Origin of the sequence: Mycobacterium cookii, assembly GCF_010727945.1 — a bacterium.
Lineage (GTDB): Bacteria > Actinomycetota > Actinomycetes > Mycobacteriales > Mycobacteriaceae > Mycobacterium > Mycobacterium cookii.
This window is the reverse complement of record NZ_AP022569.1, coordinates 446258-462320: the sequence shown is the minus strand read 5'-3', so window position 1 is coordinate 462320 and position 16063 is coordinate 446258. Positions and strand designations below refer to the sequence as shown.

Annotated in this window: 15 protein-coding genes; 4 read left to right on the top strand and 11 right to left on the bottom strand. The window is 68.1% G+C overall.

From position 1 onward, the window contains the following. The first annotated feature begins 62 nt into the window (after positions 1-62). Entirely contained in the window at positions 63-3296 is a 3234-nt protein-coding gene (locus tag G6N27_RS02260) for a LuxR family transcriptional regulator (protein ID WP_232065215.1), read from the top strand. Here the strand turns inward: G6N27_RS02260 and G6N27_RS02255 are convergent. From G6N27_RS02255 to G6N27_RS02240, 4 genes are all read right to left on the bottom strand, one after another. Further along, positions 3293-3547 (bottom strand): hypothetical protein, encoded by a 255-nt coding sequence (locus G6N27_RS02255; RefSeq protein WP_163774887.1) that lies wholly within the window; start codon positions 3545-3547, stop codon positions 3293-3295. The genes G6N27_RS02260 and G6N27_RS02255 overlap by 4 nt on opposite strands. A 7-nt stretch (positions 3548-3554) precedes the next feature. Beyond that, a complete protein-coding gene (locus tag G6N27_RS02250) occupies positions 3555-3710 on the bottom strand; it encodes a hypothetical protein (protein ID WP_163774886.1) in 156 nt (51 codons plus the stop codon). Positions 3711-3823: 113 nt separating this feature from the next. After that, complete coding sequence (locus tag G6N27_RS02245; RefSeq protein ID WP_163781209.1) at positions 3824-5770, bottom strand: primosomal protein N'; 1947 nt, start codon at positions 5768-5770, stop codon at positions 3824-3826. 53 nt (positions 5771-5823) lie between these two features. Beyond that, entirely contained in the window at positions 5824-6555 is a 732-nt protein-coding gene (locus G6N27_RS02240) for a lysoplasmalogenase (protein WP_163774885.1), read from the bottom strand. On the opposite strand from G6N27_RS02240, the gene G6N27_RS02235 reads away from it, so the two are divergent. Genes G6N27_RS02235 through G6N27_RS02225 form a run of 3 tightly spaced genes read left to right on the top strand, consistent with a single transcriptional unit; the run spans position 6554 to position 9958 of the window. Then, positions 6554-7501 carry an alpha/beta hydrolase gene (locus G6N27_RS02235; protein WP_163774884.1) on the top strand — a complete coding sequence of 316 codons (948 nt, stop codon included), beginning with the start codon at positions 6554-6556 and terminating at the stop codon, positions 7499-7501. The two genes, G6N27_RS02240 and G6N27_RS02235, sit on opposite strands and share 2 nt — an antisense overlap. Before the next feature lie 4 nt (positions 7502-7505). Then, the gene (locus tag G6N27_RS02230; RefSeq protein WP_163774883.1) at positions 7506-8468 is read left to right on the top strand and encodes an alpha/beta hydrolase; all 963 of its coding nucleotides are present in this window, start codon (positions 7506-7508) and stop codon (positions 8466-8468) included. Next, complete coding sequence (locus G6N27_RS02225) at positions 8468-9958, top strand: flavin-containing monooxygenase (protein WP_163774882.1); 1491 nt, start codon at positions 8468-8470, stop codon at positions 9956-9958. Before G6N27_RS02230 ends, G6N27_RS02225 begins: the two co-directional genes overlap by 1 nt. Here G6N27_RS02225 and G6N27_RS02220 read toward each other — a convergent pair. The 7 genes from G6N27_RS02220 to pyrF all read right to left on the bottom strand — a co-directional run bounded on the left by G6N27_RS02220 (position 9955) and on the right by pyrF (position 16063). Continuing rightward, positions 9955-10689 (bottom strand): hypothetical protein, encoded by a 735-nt coding sequence (locus tag G6N27_RS02220; RefSeq protein WP_163774881.1) that lies wholly within the window; start codon positions 10687-10689, stop codon positions 9955-9957. The genes G6N27_RS02225 and G6N27_RS02220 overlap by 4 nt on opposite strands. Positions 10690-10796: 107 nt before the next feature. Next, positions 10797-12008, bottom strand: coding sequence for a methionine adenosyltransferase (metK, locus tag G6N27_RS02215; protein WP_163774880.1), 1212 nt, complete (start codon positions 12006-12008; stop codon positions 10797-10799). 109 nt (positions 12009-12117) lie between these two features. Beyond that, a complete protein-coding gene (gene coaBC / locus G6N27_RS02210) occupies positions 12118-13392 on the bottom strand; it encodes a bifunctional phosphopantothenoylcysteine decarboxylase/phosphopantothenate--cysteine ligase CoaBC (RefSeq protein WP_163774879.1) in 1275 nt (424 codons plus the stop codon). A 21-nt stretch (positions 13393-13413) separates the two neighbouring features. Continuing rightward, the gene (gene rpoZ, locus G6N27_RS02205; RefSeq protein WP_163774878.1) at positions 13414-13740 is read right to left on the bottom strand and encodes a DNA-directed RNA polymerase subunit omega; all 327 of its coding nucleotides are present in this window, start codon (positions 13738-13740) and stop codon (positions 13414-13416) included. 64 nt (positions 13741-13804) lie between these two features. Then, positions 13805-14443 carry a guanylate kinase gene (gmk, locus tag G6N27_RS02200; RefSeq protein ID WP_163774877.1) on the bottom strand — a complete coding sequence of 213 codons (639 nt, stop codon included), beginning with the start codon at positions 14441-14443 and terminating at the stop codon, positions 13805-13807. A 24-nt stretch (positions 14444-14467) separates the two neighbouring features. After that, on the bottom strand, positions 14468-14785 hold the full coding sequence (gene mihF / locus G6N27_RS02195; protein WP_003932123.1) for an integration host factor, actinobacterial type: 318 nt from the start codon (positions 14783-14785) through the stop codon (positions 14468-14470). Between the two features lie 456 nt (positions 14786-15241). Beyond that, a complete protein-coding gene (gene pyrF, locus G6N27_RS02190) occupies positions 15242-16063 on the bottom strand; it encodes an orotidine-5'-phosphate decarboxylase (RefSeq protein WP_163774876.1) in 822 nt (273 codons plus the stop codon).

Genomic DNA, 16063 nt, shown 5'->3' with positions numbered 1-16063 from the left:
CTAATATGGCCAAGATCAATCCACGCGCGGACACGCCCCCGCTGGACTGGGGTGAGCTGGGTGTGAATGAGTTGCTGCCGACAGGCACCGTGACGCTGCTGCTGGCAGACGTCGAGGGCTCCACGCGGCTCTGGGAAGCCGAGCCCGACGAGATGGGCACCGCGTTAGCGCGGCTCAATCAGACCGTCTCATGCATCATCGCCAACCACGAGGGGGTTCGGCCCGTCGAACAAGGTGAAGGCGACAGCTTCGTCGCCGCGTTCGCCCGCGCATCCGACGCGGTGGCGGCGGCATTGGAGATACAGCGCGCTCCGCTCGTCCCGCTCCGGCTACGCATCGGGATACACACCGGCGAGATCCAGTTGCGCGACGAAGGCAACTACGCCGGGCCCACCATCAACCGCACCGCCCGACTGCGCGACCTCGGCCATGGCGGCCAAACCCTGCTGTCAGGCACCACCGAGGGCTTGATCGCCGACCGGCTGCCCGCGGACACCTGGTTGACCGACCTGGGCACCCACGAGTTGCGCGGCGTCCCCCACCCCGAGAGAGTCGTGCAGCTCTGCCACCGGCATCTCATCAACGAATTTCCGCCGCTTCGAACCTCGAAAAATGTTGCTTCTCAACATCTTCCGGCCCATATCACGAGCTTCGTCGGACGCGAAGGAGAGCTGATCGAGGTTCGGGAGTTGCTAAGGGGGAACCGGCTGGTGACCTTGACCGGTGCCGGCGGCGCCGGCAAGACCCGGCTCGCCTTAAAGCTCGCCGAGGAGTCTAACGACTGCGCTTGGTACGTGGATCTCGCGCCGATCACCGACGGGGATTTGGTGCCCATCACCGCCGCCCGCGCGTTCGGGCTTCCCGACCAGCCCGGACGCTCCACGATCGACACGCTGGCCGGTTTCATCGCCGATCGGCCCCTGCTGGTCGTCCTGGACAACTGCGAGCATCTGCTCGACGCGACCGCCGCCTTGGCGGTCGCACTGCTGAGAGCCTGTGCGGGCTTGACACTTCTGGCGACGAGCCGTGAGCCGATTGGTGTTGCCGGCGAGGCAAGTTGGCGTCTGCCGTCGCTGTCGCTGCCGGACGAAGCCATCGAATTGTTCATCGATCGGGCCCGCCAGGCTCGCGCCGACTTCGCCGTCACCGACGAGAACAGCGCGGTGATAGGTGAGATCTGCACTCGCCTCGACGGGTTGCCGCTAGCGATTGAACTTGCCGCAGCCAGAGTGCGCGCATTGTCGGTGACCGAGATCCTCGACAGCCTGCATGACCGATTCCGGCTATTGACCGGTGGGGCGCGCACCGCGGTCCGCCGCCAGCAGACGCTACGCGCCTCGGTGGACTGGTCGCACGCCCTGCTCAGCGAATCCGAGCAGATGGTATTTCGCCAAGTGGCCGCATTCCTCGGCGGATTCGACCTCGACGCCGCCCAGGCAGTGTTGGGCGGCGACATGCCGCGATACCAGGTGATAGACCTGCTGACGCTGCTCGTGGACAAATCATTGGTGGTCGCCGACGAGAGGCGGGGGCGCACCCGTTACCGACTGCTCGAAACGGTGCGACACTACGCAGCTGAAAAGCTCAGCGAATCAGGGGAAGCCGACGAGGTGCGCACACGTCACCGCGACCACTACACATCGATGGCGGCGCTGCTCGACGGCCCAGCAGGCAACGACTACGGGCAGCGTGTCGAGCAGACTGAAGCTGAGATCGACAACATGCGGGCGGCATTCGAATGGAGCCGTGACAGCGGTGACGCGGAGCTCGCGCTAGCTCTGGCGTCATCACTGTCGCCGCTATGGCAACCGCGACCCGCCGAGGGGGTTGCGTGGCTCGACTCAATTCTCGACGAAGTTCGCGTCGAGGACCGCTATATCGCTCCGCGTGTACGGGCGCGGGCGCTGGCCGACAGGGTCCTGCTCGTCAGCAACATCGCGTGGGACGCGCGTCTCCCGGGTCAGGCTGAAGAAGCGCTGGCAATTGCGCGCGAATGCGATGACGACGCCCTGCTGGCTCGCGCGCTGGCCGCCTGCGGCTTGATCGGCTTCGATTCCGAGGCCGGCCGCAGCTACCGCGCCGAGGCGACCGAGCTGGCGCGCAAACTCGGCGACCGGTTGCGGCTCAGCCACATCCTCAGCGTCGAGATCCTTGCGGCAATGGTGGCAGGCGACCTCACGTCGAAGCGTGCAGCGGCGCAAGAGGGATGCCAGCTTGCCGACGCGATCGGCTACCGCGCCGGATACCTCCGGTGCAGCTGGTACCTCGGACTCGCACTACTCGGGCAGGGCGATACGACTAGGGCCATTGCGCATTTCGGCAGGGCGCGCGACGTGGCAGCAGCGGGTCATTTTCTGGCGTTCCAGAAGTACAACTCTGCCGGCCAAAGCATGGCGCTCGCGTACCAGGGCGACATATCTGCGGCAAGAGCCGCGGCGAGCCAGGCACTCGACGGCGCAAACGAGCTGGGCAGCCTTAATGCCAGCCTCGCAAACACCGCATTGGGCATGGTGGCGCTGGCAGCCGGCGATCCTGCGGGTGCGCGCACTGCGACCGATGCGGCCTGCCGGCACGGACCATCGATTCCACCCGGAATGACGGGGTTGGTTCGCGCGTGGAATGCGCAGGCTGCGCTGGCTGACGGGGATCTTCCCGAAGCGCGTCGCAGGGCTGAGGGGGCCGTCTCGACAGCGGTGGGGTGGTACTCCGTGTGGGCGTTGACCGCCCGCGCGCGAGTGGCGCTCGCGCAAGGTGACATGGATGAGGCTGAGCGCGACGCTCACGACGCGCTGACCTGTGCGTCCGAATTCTGCGCATACCTCGTTGTTCCCGACCTCCTGGAATGCGTTGCCGTGTTACTGGGGGACGGCGGCAGCCACCGTGAGGCCGCCCGCCTGTTAGGTGCGGCCGGCGCCGTTCGAGACCGAACACGCGCGGTTCGCTTCAAGGTCTGGGACGCCGGCTATAAAGACTCAGTTGCGGATCTGCGAAATACTATGGGCGACAGTGACTTTGAATCTGCATGGGCGGAGGGCGCCGCCCTGTCCACCGAAGAGGCGATCGCCTACGCCCAACGTGGCCGCGGCAAACGCAAACGACCCAGCAGCGGCTGGACTTCGCTGACGCCGGCCGAACGCGACGTTGTCCGGTTAGTCAGCGAGGGGCTCGCGAATAATGACATCGCCAGCCGGCTTTTCATCTCACCGCGCACCGTGCAAACCCACCTCACCCACGTCTACACCAAGCTGGGCCTGACCTCGCGCGTGCAGCTCGCCCAAGAAGCAGGACGGCATTAACCAGCTTGCTCCGTGAGCTCGCGGCGATCGAAGCTGTTGTGCGACACCCGCCACGACGCGAACCCGTCGCCCGCGACATGCAGCGTGATGCGCGCATCGCAACCGCACTCCTCGACGTGGTGCGGCTCGAGATCGTCGATCGGGACGATGTGGATTTCTCGGGGTCCGATCCAACCGGTCCACCAACGGTTGCCCGGACAGTCACACCCGATCTCGGTGCAGTGGACAGGGTCGATGACCATGACGATCATGCCCCAGCTAAGGCCGCGGCCACGCGTCGATGAACTCATCCATGACCGCATGCCACTGCATGGCTCGGATCTGATCATCGGCGGCGCGGGCCTGCTCGAGATGCTCGCGCACGAACATCAAGCAGCGCCCGATGCGCGTGGTATCCGTGAGTGTGGTTGCCATATCTGACCTCCCTCGACGCGGGAAAGAAAGACCGGTTGGCGTCATTGGCGCTCGGCCAGTACTCGCATCGTTACACGAAATGCGTGGATTCCGCTCTCCGACACACGGTGCGCCTAGCCGATGTGCAGCGGGTCGATCTGCACCCGGACCGGCTCGTGGGTTTGCCGGGCGCTGACCACGGCGACTCCGCGCCGCAGCTCGCCCGCCAGTTCCAGGCCCTGCTCGCGGCGCACTCGCACCAGCATCCGGGTCACCGGCACGTCGGCCGCCAGCCCCGGGGGTCGACGCGCACCGGGCGGCAATGGCGCCGGGCCGAGCAGCTCGGCGCTGTCCGGCAGTCGGAGTTCCTCGATCAGCCCCGCCACCGCGTCAGCCGTACCGTCCAGGGCGGCCATGTGCACACTTGGCGGCAGCGCGACGTCGGTCCGGGCCGCCAGTTCCGCATCGGCGTGGCCGACGGGATCCCAGCGGATCAACGATTGGACCGTCGGGACCGATGATTCGGCAACCACAATCACCACCCCGCGCTCATCGCGGGGGCGAACCAGCGCTGACACGGCCATCCACCGCCGCAGCGTGTCCTCGGCGGCGCGCAGGTCTTGGCGGCCCAGCAGCGCCCAGGTGTCGAGCAGCAGCGCCGCCCCGTATCCGGCCGTCGCGCGGGGTTCGGCGCCGGGTGTGGCGACGACGAGAGCCGGGCGGTCGGCGATCTCGGCCACCGTGGCTTCGCCCGCTGAGGTGATCACCGCCGTCCCCGGGAACGCGCGGCCGAGTTCCTCGGCGGTGCGCCGGGCGCCCACCACGACGGCGCGCACAGCATCCGACCCGCAGCGCCCGCATCGCAGCGCGGCGTCGGCCCGTCCGCACCACCGGCAGGTCGGGGCCGACCCGTCGCGGTCGTCCAGAGACAGCGGGCCGGTGCAATGCCGGCAGCGGGCAATGGCTCGGCAACGCCCGCAGGCCAACGAAGGGACATAGCCGCGCCGCGGCACCTGCACCAGCACCGGCGCCTCGGTCTGCAGTGCCACCCGGGCGGCCCGCAGCGCCACCGACGGCAGGCGCGCCGTGCGCGCCGCCGGATCGCGTTCCTCGGCATACCCACCGTCGTCGAGGGCCACCACCCGCGGCGTGCGGGCGCGCACCACCGGGCGCGCGGCGACCACGTCATGCGCCCATCCGCTGCGCACCAGAGCGTGGGCTTCGGCGGTGCGGGCATACCCGCCGATGAGCGCGGCGCAGCGCGCCTGGTGTGCCCGCAGCATCGCGACCTCCCGCGCGTGCGGATACGGGGCCCGCGGCTCGGCGAGCGTGTCGTCGCCGTCGTCCCACACCATGATCAGGCCGAGGTCGTTCACTGGCGCGAACACCGCGCTGCGGGTGCCGATCACCAACCGTGCGCTGCCCCGCAGCGCGGCCAGCCACCGCCGGTATCGCGCCGACGGACCCAGGCCCGCCGACAACGCCACAACAGCGGATTCGTCGAACAGCGTTGTCGCGGATCGCCACAACGCGTCGACGTCACGCTGATCCGGAACGATCGCCAAGGCCGCGCGTCCGGCCCGCACGGTCTGTGCGGCGGCCTCGGCGAAGCGATCCGCCCACAGCTCGCCCGGCAAAGCCTGCCAGACCGCGCGGGCGGCGCGGGATTCCGCGAGCGCCGTTAGAAAAGGGCCGCCACGCCCGTACGATTCCCAGCCCGTCGGATCGATCGGAGCGACATCGGAAAGTGTTGACGGCGTTGGCATTTCGCGTTCGACTTTGGCGTGACGGGGCGGCACCGCCAGCCTCAGCACGTCGGCGCGGGTGCCGGCATAGCGTGCGGCGACGGCGTCGACAAGACGACGGATCTCCGGGGTGAGCACCGCCTCGCCGGACACCACCCGGTCCAGCCAGGCCAGCTTGCCGACGTGATCGGTGTCGGTACGGCGCTCCAGGATGAAGCCGTCGACCAGCCTGCCGTGAAAGCGCAGTCGCACCCGCACACCGGGCTGGGCGTCGTCGGACTGCTCAGCGGGCACCAGATAGTCGAAGTCGCGATCCAGGTGCGGGACCGACAGCATCGGCAACACCCGCGCGATCGGCTCGAATGCGGCGGGCTGCCGGGTCCGCGTGGTCACTCGCCAGGTGTAGCAGGGTTCGCCGACACCCGACCGAAGAAGAAGCCCGCGGTGATCAGGATCTGCGCTGCAGCGTAGGTCCACCAGATCGGCACCGCCAACGCCTCGCTGCCCAACACGAACCGCCCGATGCCGATCATCGCGTCCGACCCGGCGAACAACAGCGCGCCGGCCGCGGTCCAGACCGTCGGCAAACCGGCGAGCAGCGCCGCGCAGACCATGGCGACCAGCACGAGCATGTACACCGTCACCGGCACGGTCAGCCCGTCACGAACCAGTTGCGGCCAAAACCAGACCACCAGCCCGGCACATGCCACGCACAGCCCGGCGGCGGCAACCAACCGGCCGCGCGGACGGTCGGAGCCGCGGGCCAGCGGCACCAGCGCACCCAGAAAACACAAGTGCGCCAACAGGAACGAGCCCAGCCCGAGGACGAACGACGGCGGCCACCACGGAATCGCCAGCAGCCCGTCACCGACGGCCGAGAACAGCAACGCCGGCATCAACCAGCGCCGCTCGCGAACCATCGGATGCGCGGCAGCCGCCACCACCAGCAGCAGCGCCATCGACGCCTTGAACAGCGGCTGACCGGTGAACTCCCCGGTGAGCTCGGCACCCGGGGGCGAACGCAGCGCCACAATGGTCAAGAACAACCCGTAGGCGACGCCCGCCCACCCGGCGGCAGCCCAGGCGCCGAGCATCACCCTGGGTGCGTACGGTGTCTGCATGGCAGCCGTCGACTCTGGATCCGCGATCGATCCCATTCTGCTGAAGGTACTGGACGCGGTTCCGTTCCGGTTATCCGCCGACGGCGGTGTCGCCGAGGCGCGTCGGCAATTACGGGACCTGCCGCGGCGAAGTTTTCATCCGGAGCTGCGGGTGCAAGACCGTTCCATCGACGGACCCGCCGGGCCGATCAACATCCGGATCTACTGGCCGCCAACCGATCACCCCGCGCCACCGGTGGTGGTGTTCTTTCACGGCGGCGGCTTCGTCGTCGGCGACCTGGACACCCACGACGGGACGTGCCGCCAGCACGCCGTCGGCGCCTCTGCGGTCGTGGTGTCGGTCGAATACCGTTTGGCGCCGGAGCATCCCTATCCCGCTGCCGTCGAGGACGCTTGGGCCGCAACGCAATGGGTCGCCGAGCACGGCGGCGAGATCGGGGCCGACGCGAGCCGGCTCGCGGTGGCCGGCGACTCGGCGGGTGGCAACCTGGCGGCGGTGACCGCGCAGCGCGCCCGCGACGACGCTGGACCGTCAATTGCGTTCCAGCTGTTGTGGTATCCGGCCACGCTATGGGACTCCTCGCTGCCCTCGTTCGCCGAGAATGCCGACGCGCCCGTCCTGGACCGCGCCGCCGTGGCGGCGTTCACCCGCTGGTACGCCGGTGAGATCGACCTGTCCGATCCCCCACCCGGGATGGCGCCCGGACGAGCCGAGAACCTCGCGGATCTGCCCGCGGCCTACATCGCGGTGGCCGGACACGACCCACTGCGCGACGACGGCAGCCGGTACGGGGAATTGCTGACCGCCGCTGGGGTTCCCGCCGAGGTGCACAACGCCGAAACCATGGTGCACGGCTACCTCGGCTATGCCGGAGTGGTGCCCGCGGCGACGGCCGCAATGGACCGCGGACTGGACGCCCTGCGGGCGGCGCTGCACGTACGGTAGGTCCATGACGGAATCGACCACCGCCCGCCCGCAGATCGACCCGACGCTGAAAGCGCTGGTCGACACCTTCCCGATGACGTTCACGGCCGCTGATGGCGTCGAGACCGCTCGGGCCAAGCTGCGCCAGCTCAAGATGCCCGAGGAGATGTTGCCGGATCTGCGCATCGAGAATCGAACCATCGGCTACGGCGAGCTGACCGACATCCCGGTCCGCATCTACTGGCCGTCGGCCGTCGAGCACAGCGATCTGCCCGTCGTCGTCTTCTATCACGGCGGGGGTTTCGCACTCGGCGATCTGGACACCCACGACCCGGTCGCCCGCGCGCACGCCGTCGGCGCCGATGCCATCGTCGTTTCCGTCGATTACCGGCTGGCCCCCGAGCACCCGTTCCCGGCGGGTGTGGACGACTGCTGGGCCGCGCTGCGGTGGGTCGGCGAAAACGCCGCCGAGTTGGGCGGCGACCCGAACCGCATCGCGGTCGCCGGCGACTCCGCCGGCGCCAACCTCGCCGCAGTGATGGCGCATCTGGCCCGCGACACGAACGCACTCGAGCTGGCGTTCCAGCTGCTCTGGTATCCGACCATCACCGCCGACATGTCGCTGCCGTCGTTCACCGAAAACGCCGACGCGCCGATCCTGGACCGCGACGTCATCGACGCGTTCCTGAGCTGGTACATCCCCGGGATCGACATCAGCGACCCCAAGGCGCTGCCGCCGGCGCTCGCGCCGTCGAATTACGGCAACTTCGCCGGGCTGCCACCGGCGTTCATCGGTAGTGCCGAGCACGATCCGCTGCGCGACGATGCGGCCCTCTACGCCTCGCTGCTCAACTCCTCAGGTGTGTCTGCCGAGCTGAGCAACGAGCCGACCCTCGTGCACGGCTATGTCAGCTTCGCGATGATCATCCCGGCTGCCGCCGAGGCGACCAATCGTGGTCTCGCGGCGCTGAAGGCGGCACTGCAGTAATGGCGGGCGGCGACCATCCCGACTACCACTGCCTGATCGTCGGCGCGGGGTTCTCGGGAATCGGTGCCGCGATCAAGCTCGACCACGAAGGCTTCAGCGACTACCTCATCGTCGAGGCCGGCAGCGAGGTCGGCGGGACGTGGTACTGGAACACGTATCCCGGTATCGCCGTTGACATTCCGTCGGCGTCGTATCAATTCTCGTTTGAGCAGCGGCCGGACTGGTCGCGCACCTACGCGCGCGGCGGCGAGCTGAAGGCCTACGCCGAACATTGCACCGACAAGTACGGGATCCGTCCGAAAATCCGGTTCAACACCAAAGTGCTCGCCGCCGAGTTCGACGACGAGCGGTCGCTGTGGCGGGTCCAGCTCGATCCGGGCGGCGAAGTCACCGCACGATTCGTGTTCAACGGCAGCGGTGTGCTCACCGTGCCCAAGCCGCCCGACATCGACGGCGTCGACTCCTTCGGCGGTGTCACCGTGCACACCGCCCGCTGGGATCACACCCTGGACCTGGCCGGTAAACGCGTCGCCGTCATCGGCACCGGCGCCTCGGCGGTGCAGCTGGTCCCGCAAATCGCTCCAATTGTCAACGAGCTCACCGTATTTCAGCGCACACCGATCTGGTGCTTTCCGAAATTCGACGTGCCGCTACCCAGGCCGGCGCACTGGGCGTTGCGCCTGCCGGGCGCCAAGACCCTGCAGCGGCTGATCACCCAGACCTATGTCGAGGTGACCTTCCCACTGCCGGCCCAGTACTTCACGGTGTACCCGCTGGCCAGATGGATGGAGTCACTCGGTCGCGCGTACCTGCGCCTGAAGGTGCGCGACCCAGTGGTGCGCCAACAGCTCACCCCGAGTTACGCGATCGGCTGCAAACGGCCCGGTTTTCACAACAGCTACCTGTCGACCTACAACCGCGACAACGTCCGCCTGGTCACCCAACCGATTGACAAGATCACCCCGTCGTCGGTGGCCACGACGGACGGCACCAACCACGAGATCGATGTGCTGGTGCTGGCCACCGGTTTTCACGTCTTCGACCCCGACACCACACCGACCTTTGCGGTTACCGGCAGCGGCGGCCGGTCGCTGACCCGGTTCTGGGAGGAGAACCGGGCACAGGCCTACGAGGGAACCGCCATTCCCGGCTTTCCCAACTTCTTCTCCACGATGGGGCCCTACGGCTACGTCGGGTCGTCCTACTTCGCATTGATCGAAGCGCAGACGCACCACATGGTGCGCTGCATGAAGCGAGCCGAGCAGCGCGGCGCCACCCGCATCGAGATCAGCGAGGAAGCCAACGCCCGCTACTTCGCCGAGCAGTTGAGCCGCAGGCACCGCCAGGTGTTCTGGCAGGACAGCTGCCAGGGCGCCAACAGCTACTACTTCGACAAGAACGGCGACGTGGCGCTGCGGCCCGCAAACACCTTCGAAGTGTATTGGCGCAGTAGACGTTTCAATCTCGACGACTACCAGTTCACCGGCTAGAACTCGACCCGCAAATCGCTCAACTGCAGCGACACCAGAGTCGGGAGTGGTAGCGGGCGATTTCCCGGACCGATCGGACGGACCCATCGGCGAGTAGGGAACACAAATCCGTCCGCGTGGACATGGTCGGTGGAATAGTGAGCCGCCCGTGCCCAACGGCCCACGACCTCAGCGACATAGTCGTGCCGCCGCAGTAGACCCTCCTCATCGAAGTAGAAAGTCTGGCGCGGCGAGTGGGTCGGGGTGCGCGGTGAGAAGTGCGCGTGCAAGCGCCGCCATGTCTGCCCGCTCTCTTGCCAGCGCTTGCCCTCGCTGACCTCGACGTCGTCCCTCGTCAGGAGGTAAGGCGCCGTCAGGTAGTTCCACATGGCGTAGCCGGCGAAATAGGCAGCGTCGAGCGCATCCCAGCGAAAGTTGCGACGCAGCCCCGAGGGGCCGAAGAAAGGCGCCCGTGCGTTCTCGCGCGAGCTGATCACTTCCCCGCCATCGTTTTCGATTCGCGCGGTCCCGTCTTCGAAGACCCCGCGCCGTCCGTCACGCGGGAAAGGGTCCAACACGGTCCGGGATTGCTGGACGTCCACCGTGATGCGGTAGTCCGCCATGCGATTTCCCGGAACCCGGGTCCGGATCAGCAAACCACCGGTGCGCACGCGCCCATGCACCGTCGTGGCGCTCCGCCAGCGCTCCAGCCCCCCGTGGGCGCTCAACACCTCGTGCAGGAGATCGTTCATCCCCAGGCCTGGCGCAGCCGATGCCATCCGATGCTCACGGAGCCATCGAACACCTTCTCAACCTCGAGCTCGGCCTACTTGACGCAAACCCCTCTGCATGGAGGCAGCTAGATGGCGCGCTGAAGGTCCTCGACCTTGTCGAGCCGCTCCCACGGCAGGTCGATGTCGGTGCGGCCGAAGTGCCCGTAGGCCGCGGTCGGCGCGTAGATCGGACGTAGCAGGTCCAGGTCGCGGACGATCGCGCCCGGGCGCAGGTCGAACACCTCGGGCACGATCTTCTCGATCTTGACCGGGTCGACGATCGCGGTGCCGAACGTCTCGATGAACAGGCCGACCGGCGCGGCCTTGCCGATGGCGTAGGCCACCTGCACCTCGACCCGCTCGGCCAGGCCTGCGGCGACGATGTTCTTGGCCACCCAGCGCATCGCGTACGCCGCCGACCTGTCCACCTTGGACGGATCCTTGCCGGAGAAGGCGCCGCCGCCGTGGCGGGCCCAGCCGCCGTAGGTGTCGACGATGATCTTGCGGCCGGTCAGGCCGGCGTCACCCATCGGTCCGCCGACGACGAAGTTTCCGGTCGGGTTGACCAGCACGCGCGTCGACGAGGAGTCCAGCGTCTCGTGGCCCAGCTCGTCGATGACGGTTGCCAGCACGTGCTTGCGGATGTCCGGGTCCAGCGTCTTGACCAGGTCGATGCCCTCGGCGTGCTGGGTAGAGACCACGACGGTGTCCAGACGGGTCGGGACGTTGTCTTCGTATTCGATGGTGACCTGCGTCTTACCGTCCGGGCGCAGGTAGGGCAGCGTGCCATTCTTGCGGACCTCGGTGAGACGCCGGGCCAGCCGGTGCGCCAAGGCGATCGGCAGCGGCATCAGTTCCGGGGTGTCGCTGATCGCGTAGCCGAACATCAGGCCCTGGTCGCCGGCACCCTGGGAGTCCAGCGGGTCTGCGGCACCCTCGACGCGGGTCTCGTGTGCGGTGTCCACACCCATGGCGATGTCGGGCGACTGGCGACCGATGCCGATGTTGACGCCGCAGGTCGTCCCGTCGAAGCCCTTGTCGGAATGGTCGTAGCCGATCTCGAGGATCCGCTCACGCACGGTGTTGGTGATGTCGGCGAAGGCTTCCTTGGCGGTCGTGGTGACCTCGCCGATGACGTGCACCTGGCCGGTCGTCACCGCCGTCTCGACGGCGACACGCGAGCGTGGGTCCACGGCCAGCAGCGAGTCGAGCACCGAGTCGCTGATCGCGTCGCAGATCTTGTCTGGATGCCCCTCGGTCACCGATTCACTGGTGAACAACCGACCCTGTTCGCTCACGCCCTCACCCTTCCAAGTCCATGTTTGAAAACGTTAGTTAGACAAATTATATCTGTCAGCGGGTATATGTTACCGGCCGGTCGACGATGCCAAGGATGCTAGCCGGGCGCTAGCCGGCGCCCCCGCCACCCCCGTGCAGGAACGTGACGATCGCGTCCACGATCCGGCTGGCCATCAGCGTCTTCGACCCGTGCTGAAGCGCCGACTCGGTGCCGTCGGCGGCCAGCAACCAGCCGTCGTTGTTGTCCACTTCGAACGCCTTGCCGTCGCCGACGGCGTTGACCACCAGCAGGTCACATCCCTTGCGCCGCAGCTTGGCCCGGGCGTGGAAGAGCACGTCGCCGTTCGCGTCGCCGGTCTCGGCGGCGAAGCCGACGATGGCCCGCATGTTCGGCAGCTGACCGGCGGCGCGGGCCTGCACGGCCGCGGCCAGCACGTCGTCGTTGCGGACCAGGTCGATGGACTCCGGTTCGTCGGCGCCCTTTTTGATCTTGGCGGTTGCGACCTGGGCGGGCCGGAAATCTGCCACGGCGGCCGCCATCGCCAGCACGTGGACGTCGGGCGCGTGCTTGGACACCGCGTCCCGCAGCTGCTGGGCCGAGCTGACGTGCACCACCTCGACGCCGGCCGGGTCGATCAGCCCCGCGGTGTGACCGGCGATCAGGGTGACCTCGGCGCCGCGTTGAGCCGCGACCCGCGCCAGCGCGTAGCCCTGCTTGCCCGAGCTGCGGTTGCCGATGAAGCGGACGGGGTCTATCGGCTCGCGGGTGCCGCCCGCGGTCACCAGCAGCTTGACGCCGTGCAGGTCGAACGGCATCGCGTCATGCCGCTCCAGCAACAGCTGGGCGAAGGTGGTGATCTCCTCGGCCTCCGGCAGCCGGCCTGCGCCGCTGTCCGCGCCGGTCAGCCGTCCCGACGCCGGTTCGAGCACCACGGCGCCGCGACGGCGCAGGGTGGCCACGTTGTCGACGGTCGCCGGGTGCTGCCACATCTCGGTGTGCATCGCCGGTGCGAACAGCACCGGACATCGCGCGGTGAGCAGTGTCGCGGTCAGCAGGTCGTCGGCCCTGCCGATCGCGGCGCGGGCCAGCAGGTCGGCGGTAGCGGGCGCCACGACGACCAGGTCGGCGTGCTGCCCGATCGCGACGTGCGGCACCTGCGGCACGTCTTCGAAGACCCCGGTCTGCACCGACTCGCCGGACAGCGCCTCGAAGGTGGCGGCGCCGATGAAGCGCAACGCGGATTCGGTGGGGATGACGCGGACCTGATGGCCCGCCTCGGTGAGCTGGCGGACGACCGTGGCCGCCTTGTAGGCGGCGATGCCCCCGGAAACGCCGACGACGATCCGCTTGCGGTCCGTGCGCCGTTCGCCCGAGAGGCTCATCCCAAGCCCGCCTCTGCCCCGCTACTCGCCTTCAGTGTGCTCGAGCAGGTCGCCGTGGATCTCGCGCATCGCGATCGACAGCGGCTTCTCCTGCAGGCCCGGCTCGACCAGCGGGCCGACGTATTCGAGGATGCCCTCGCCGAGTTGGTTGTAGTAGTCGTTGATCTGCCGGGCACGCTTGGCGGCGTAGATGACCAGGGCGTACTTGCTGGACACCCGCTCAAGCAACTCGTCGATGGGCGGGTTGGTGATGCCCAGCGGCGTGTCGTAGGCGCCGATCCCGCCGGCCGAGGGGTCGAACTGGTCGGGGACGGCGGTCAACGACGCGTCGGTGTGTGAGCTGCTCACGTAAATGTTCTCCTGGCGGCCTAGAGCGGTATGCGGCAAACGCTGAAATGAGTCTGGAAAGGGGTCACGCCGTATCCGGCGCAGTTCCGACCAGCAATGATACCAATTCCGCGCATGCAGTATCCAATTGACTGTTCACGACCACCTCGTCGAAGTCGTCCTGAGCGGCCAATTCGATGCGGGCGGTGGCGAGGCGGCGTTCGATCACCTCGGGTGTCTCGGTCCCCCGCCCGATCAGGCGGGCCTTCAGGGCGTCCCAGCTCGGCGGAGCCAGGAACACCGTGATCGCTTCGGGCATCGCCTGTTTGACGGCGCGGGCGCCGGCCAGATCTACCTCGATCAGGACCGGATGCCCGGCCCGGACGGCCTCACGGACCGGGTGAGCGACGGTCCCTGAGCGGTGCAGACCGCCGTGAATCTCGGCCCACTCCAGCAGGGCTCCGTCGTCGATCAACTCTTGGAAACGGCCCGGCGTGACGAAGCAGTAGTCCACCCCGTCCGTTTCGCCTGGCCGGGGGGCTCGGGTTGTCGCCGAAACGCTGAAATGCAGGTCGGGTATCCGCTCACGCAGACACCGGACCAGCGTCGACTTTCCTACCGCGGATGGACCGGACAGCACGACGACGCGTCCAGCGGCCTGACCTGTCGGCTCAGCCGCAAGACTGCGGTCGCGGTCACCGTCCGGTCCCCCGTCGGTGCTCAACGACTCTCCTGGAAAAGGCCGAGCCTAGGAGAAGTCGAACTTCTCCAACAGTGCCTTGCGCTGACGATCGCCGAGACCACGCAGACGACGCGTCGGCGCGATCTCGAGCTCGGTCATGATTTCCTGCGCCTTGACCTTGCCCACCTTCGGCAGGGCTTCCAGCAACGCGGAAACCTTCATCTTGCCCAAGACCTCATCGGTCTCGGCATCCTTCAGCACCTGCTTGAGATTGGTGCCGCCACGCTTCAGCCGGTCTTTGAGCTCGGCTCGCGCTCGGCGTGCGGCGGCAGCCTTCTCCAACGCTGCCGCGCGCTGCTCGTCGGTCAACTGGGGAAGGGCCACGATTCCTCCGTATCAATCATCGACAGATATCGATCTTTGTTTGTCTCGGCCGGGTACTCCAGCCAGCGGTGACGACCGTACCCACGCCACCTGACGAAATCTAACCCGCCCCCCTGGTTGAAGCTATAAAGGCCCAGCTTGCGGGGTCGGGTGGCGACGAGTTGCGGCCCCGCTGACGGCGTCGCTCTGGTCGCTGCGGCACAGCCGGCCCGCCGGCCTTGAAAAGGCCGCTACCAGCGGTTTCTTGCCCGTTGTCGATGCGGGCGGAAGGCCCGGGAGACGGCGCTGCGGCCCGTCACGAACGCCTGAAAAGCCGATTCTGCGCCGTTTGCGAGTGTCGCGGCGTGTCGCGCGTGTCGGCCCGACCCGGCCCGCACGACGCAAACACCCGATCCGGCAGCGCCGCGCCGATGTATTACTGCGCGTAGTAGCTGCTCAGGACGTGTTCGACGCCGATCAGACGGCCAGATATGCGACGGTTTCACGCATCCGTTCGCCGGCCGCGCGCAGCGACGCCACGTCCGGACCGGCCCGCAGCACCTCGCGGGACACCGCGGGCAGCAGCTGTCCCGCGACTGCGCCGCCCAGGCCCAGCAGGGCGTCGGGTTGCCCGCCCTGGGCGCCGACACCGGGCACCAGCACCGGCCCGCCGAGCTCGCTGACATCGGGCACCTCGGTCAACGTGGCCCCCACCACGACGCCGACGAAGCCGGGCCCGGGGCCTGACGCGCGGTTGACGGCCGCAGCCTGGTCGACGATCGACTGGGCCACCGAACGCCCGCAGGTCTCGGCGCGCTGCACACTCGCGCCCTCCGGGTTCGACGTCGCCGCCAACACGAACACTCCCCGGTCGTGCGCGGCCGCGGTGTCCAGCAGCGGCTGCAGTGAGCCGAAACCCAGGTACGGCGACGCCGTGACGGCATCAGCGGCCAGCGGCGACTCCCCCGCCCACGCGACCGCGTAGGCCGCCATCGTCGAGCCGATATCGCCGCGTTTGGCGTCGGCGAGCACCAGCACACCGGCGTCGCGCAGTGCCGCGATGGTCCGCTCCAGCACGACATAGCCTGCGGAGCCGTAGGATTCGAAGAACGCGACCTGCGGCTTGACGACGGCGAAGTCGGCGTAGGCCCGCACACAGCTCTCGCAGAAAGCCGCCAGACCGTCCGGGTTGACCGGCAGGCCCCAGGCCCGCAGTATTTCGGGATGCGGGTCGATGCCCAGGCACAGCGGCCCGCGGCGCGATACCGCGTCGGCCAACCGGGCGCCGAACCCGGGCAT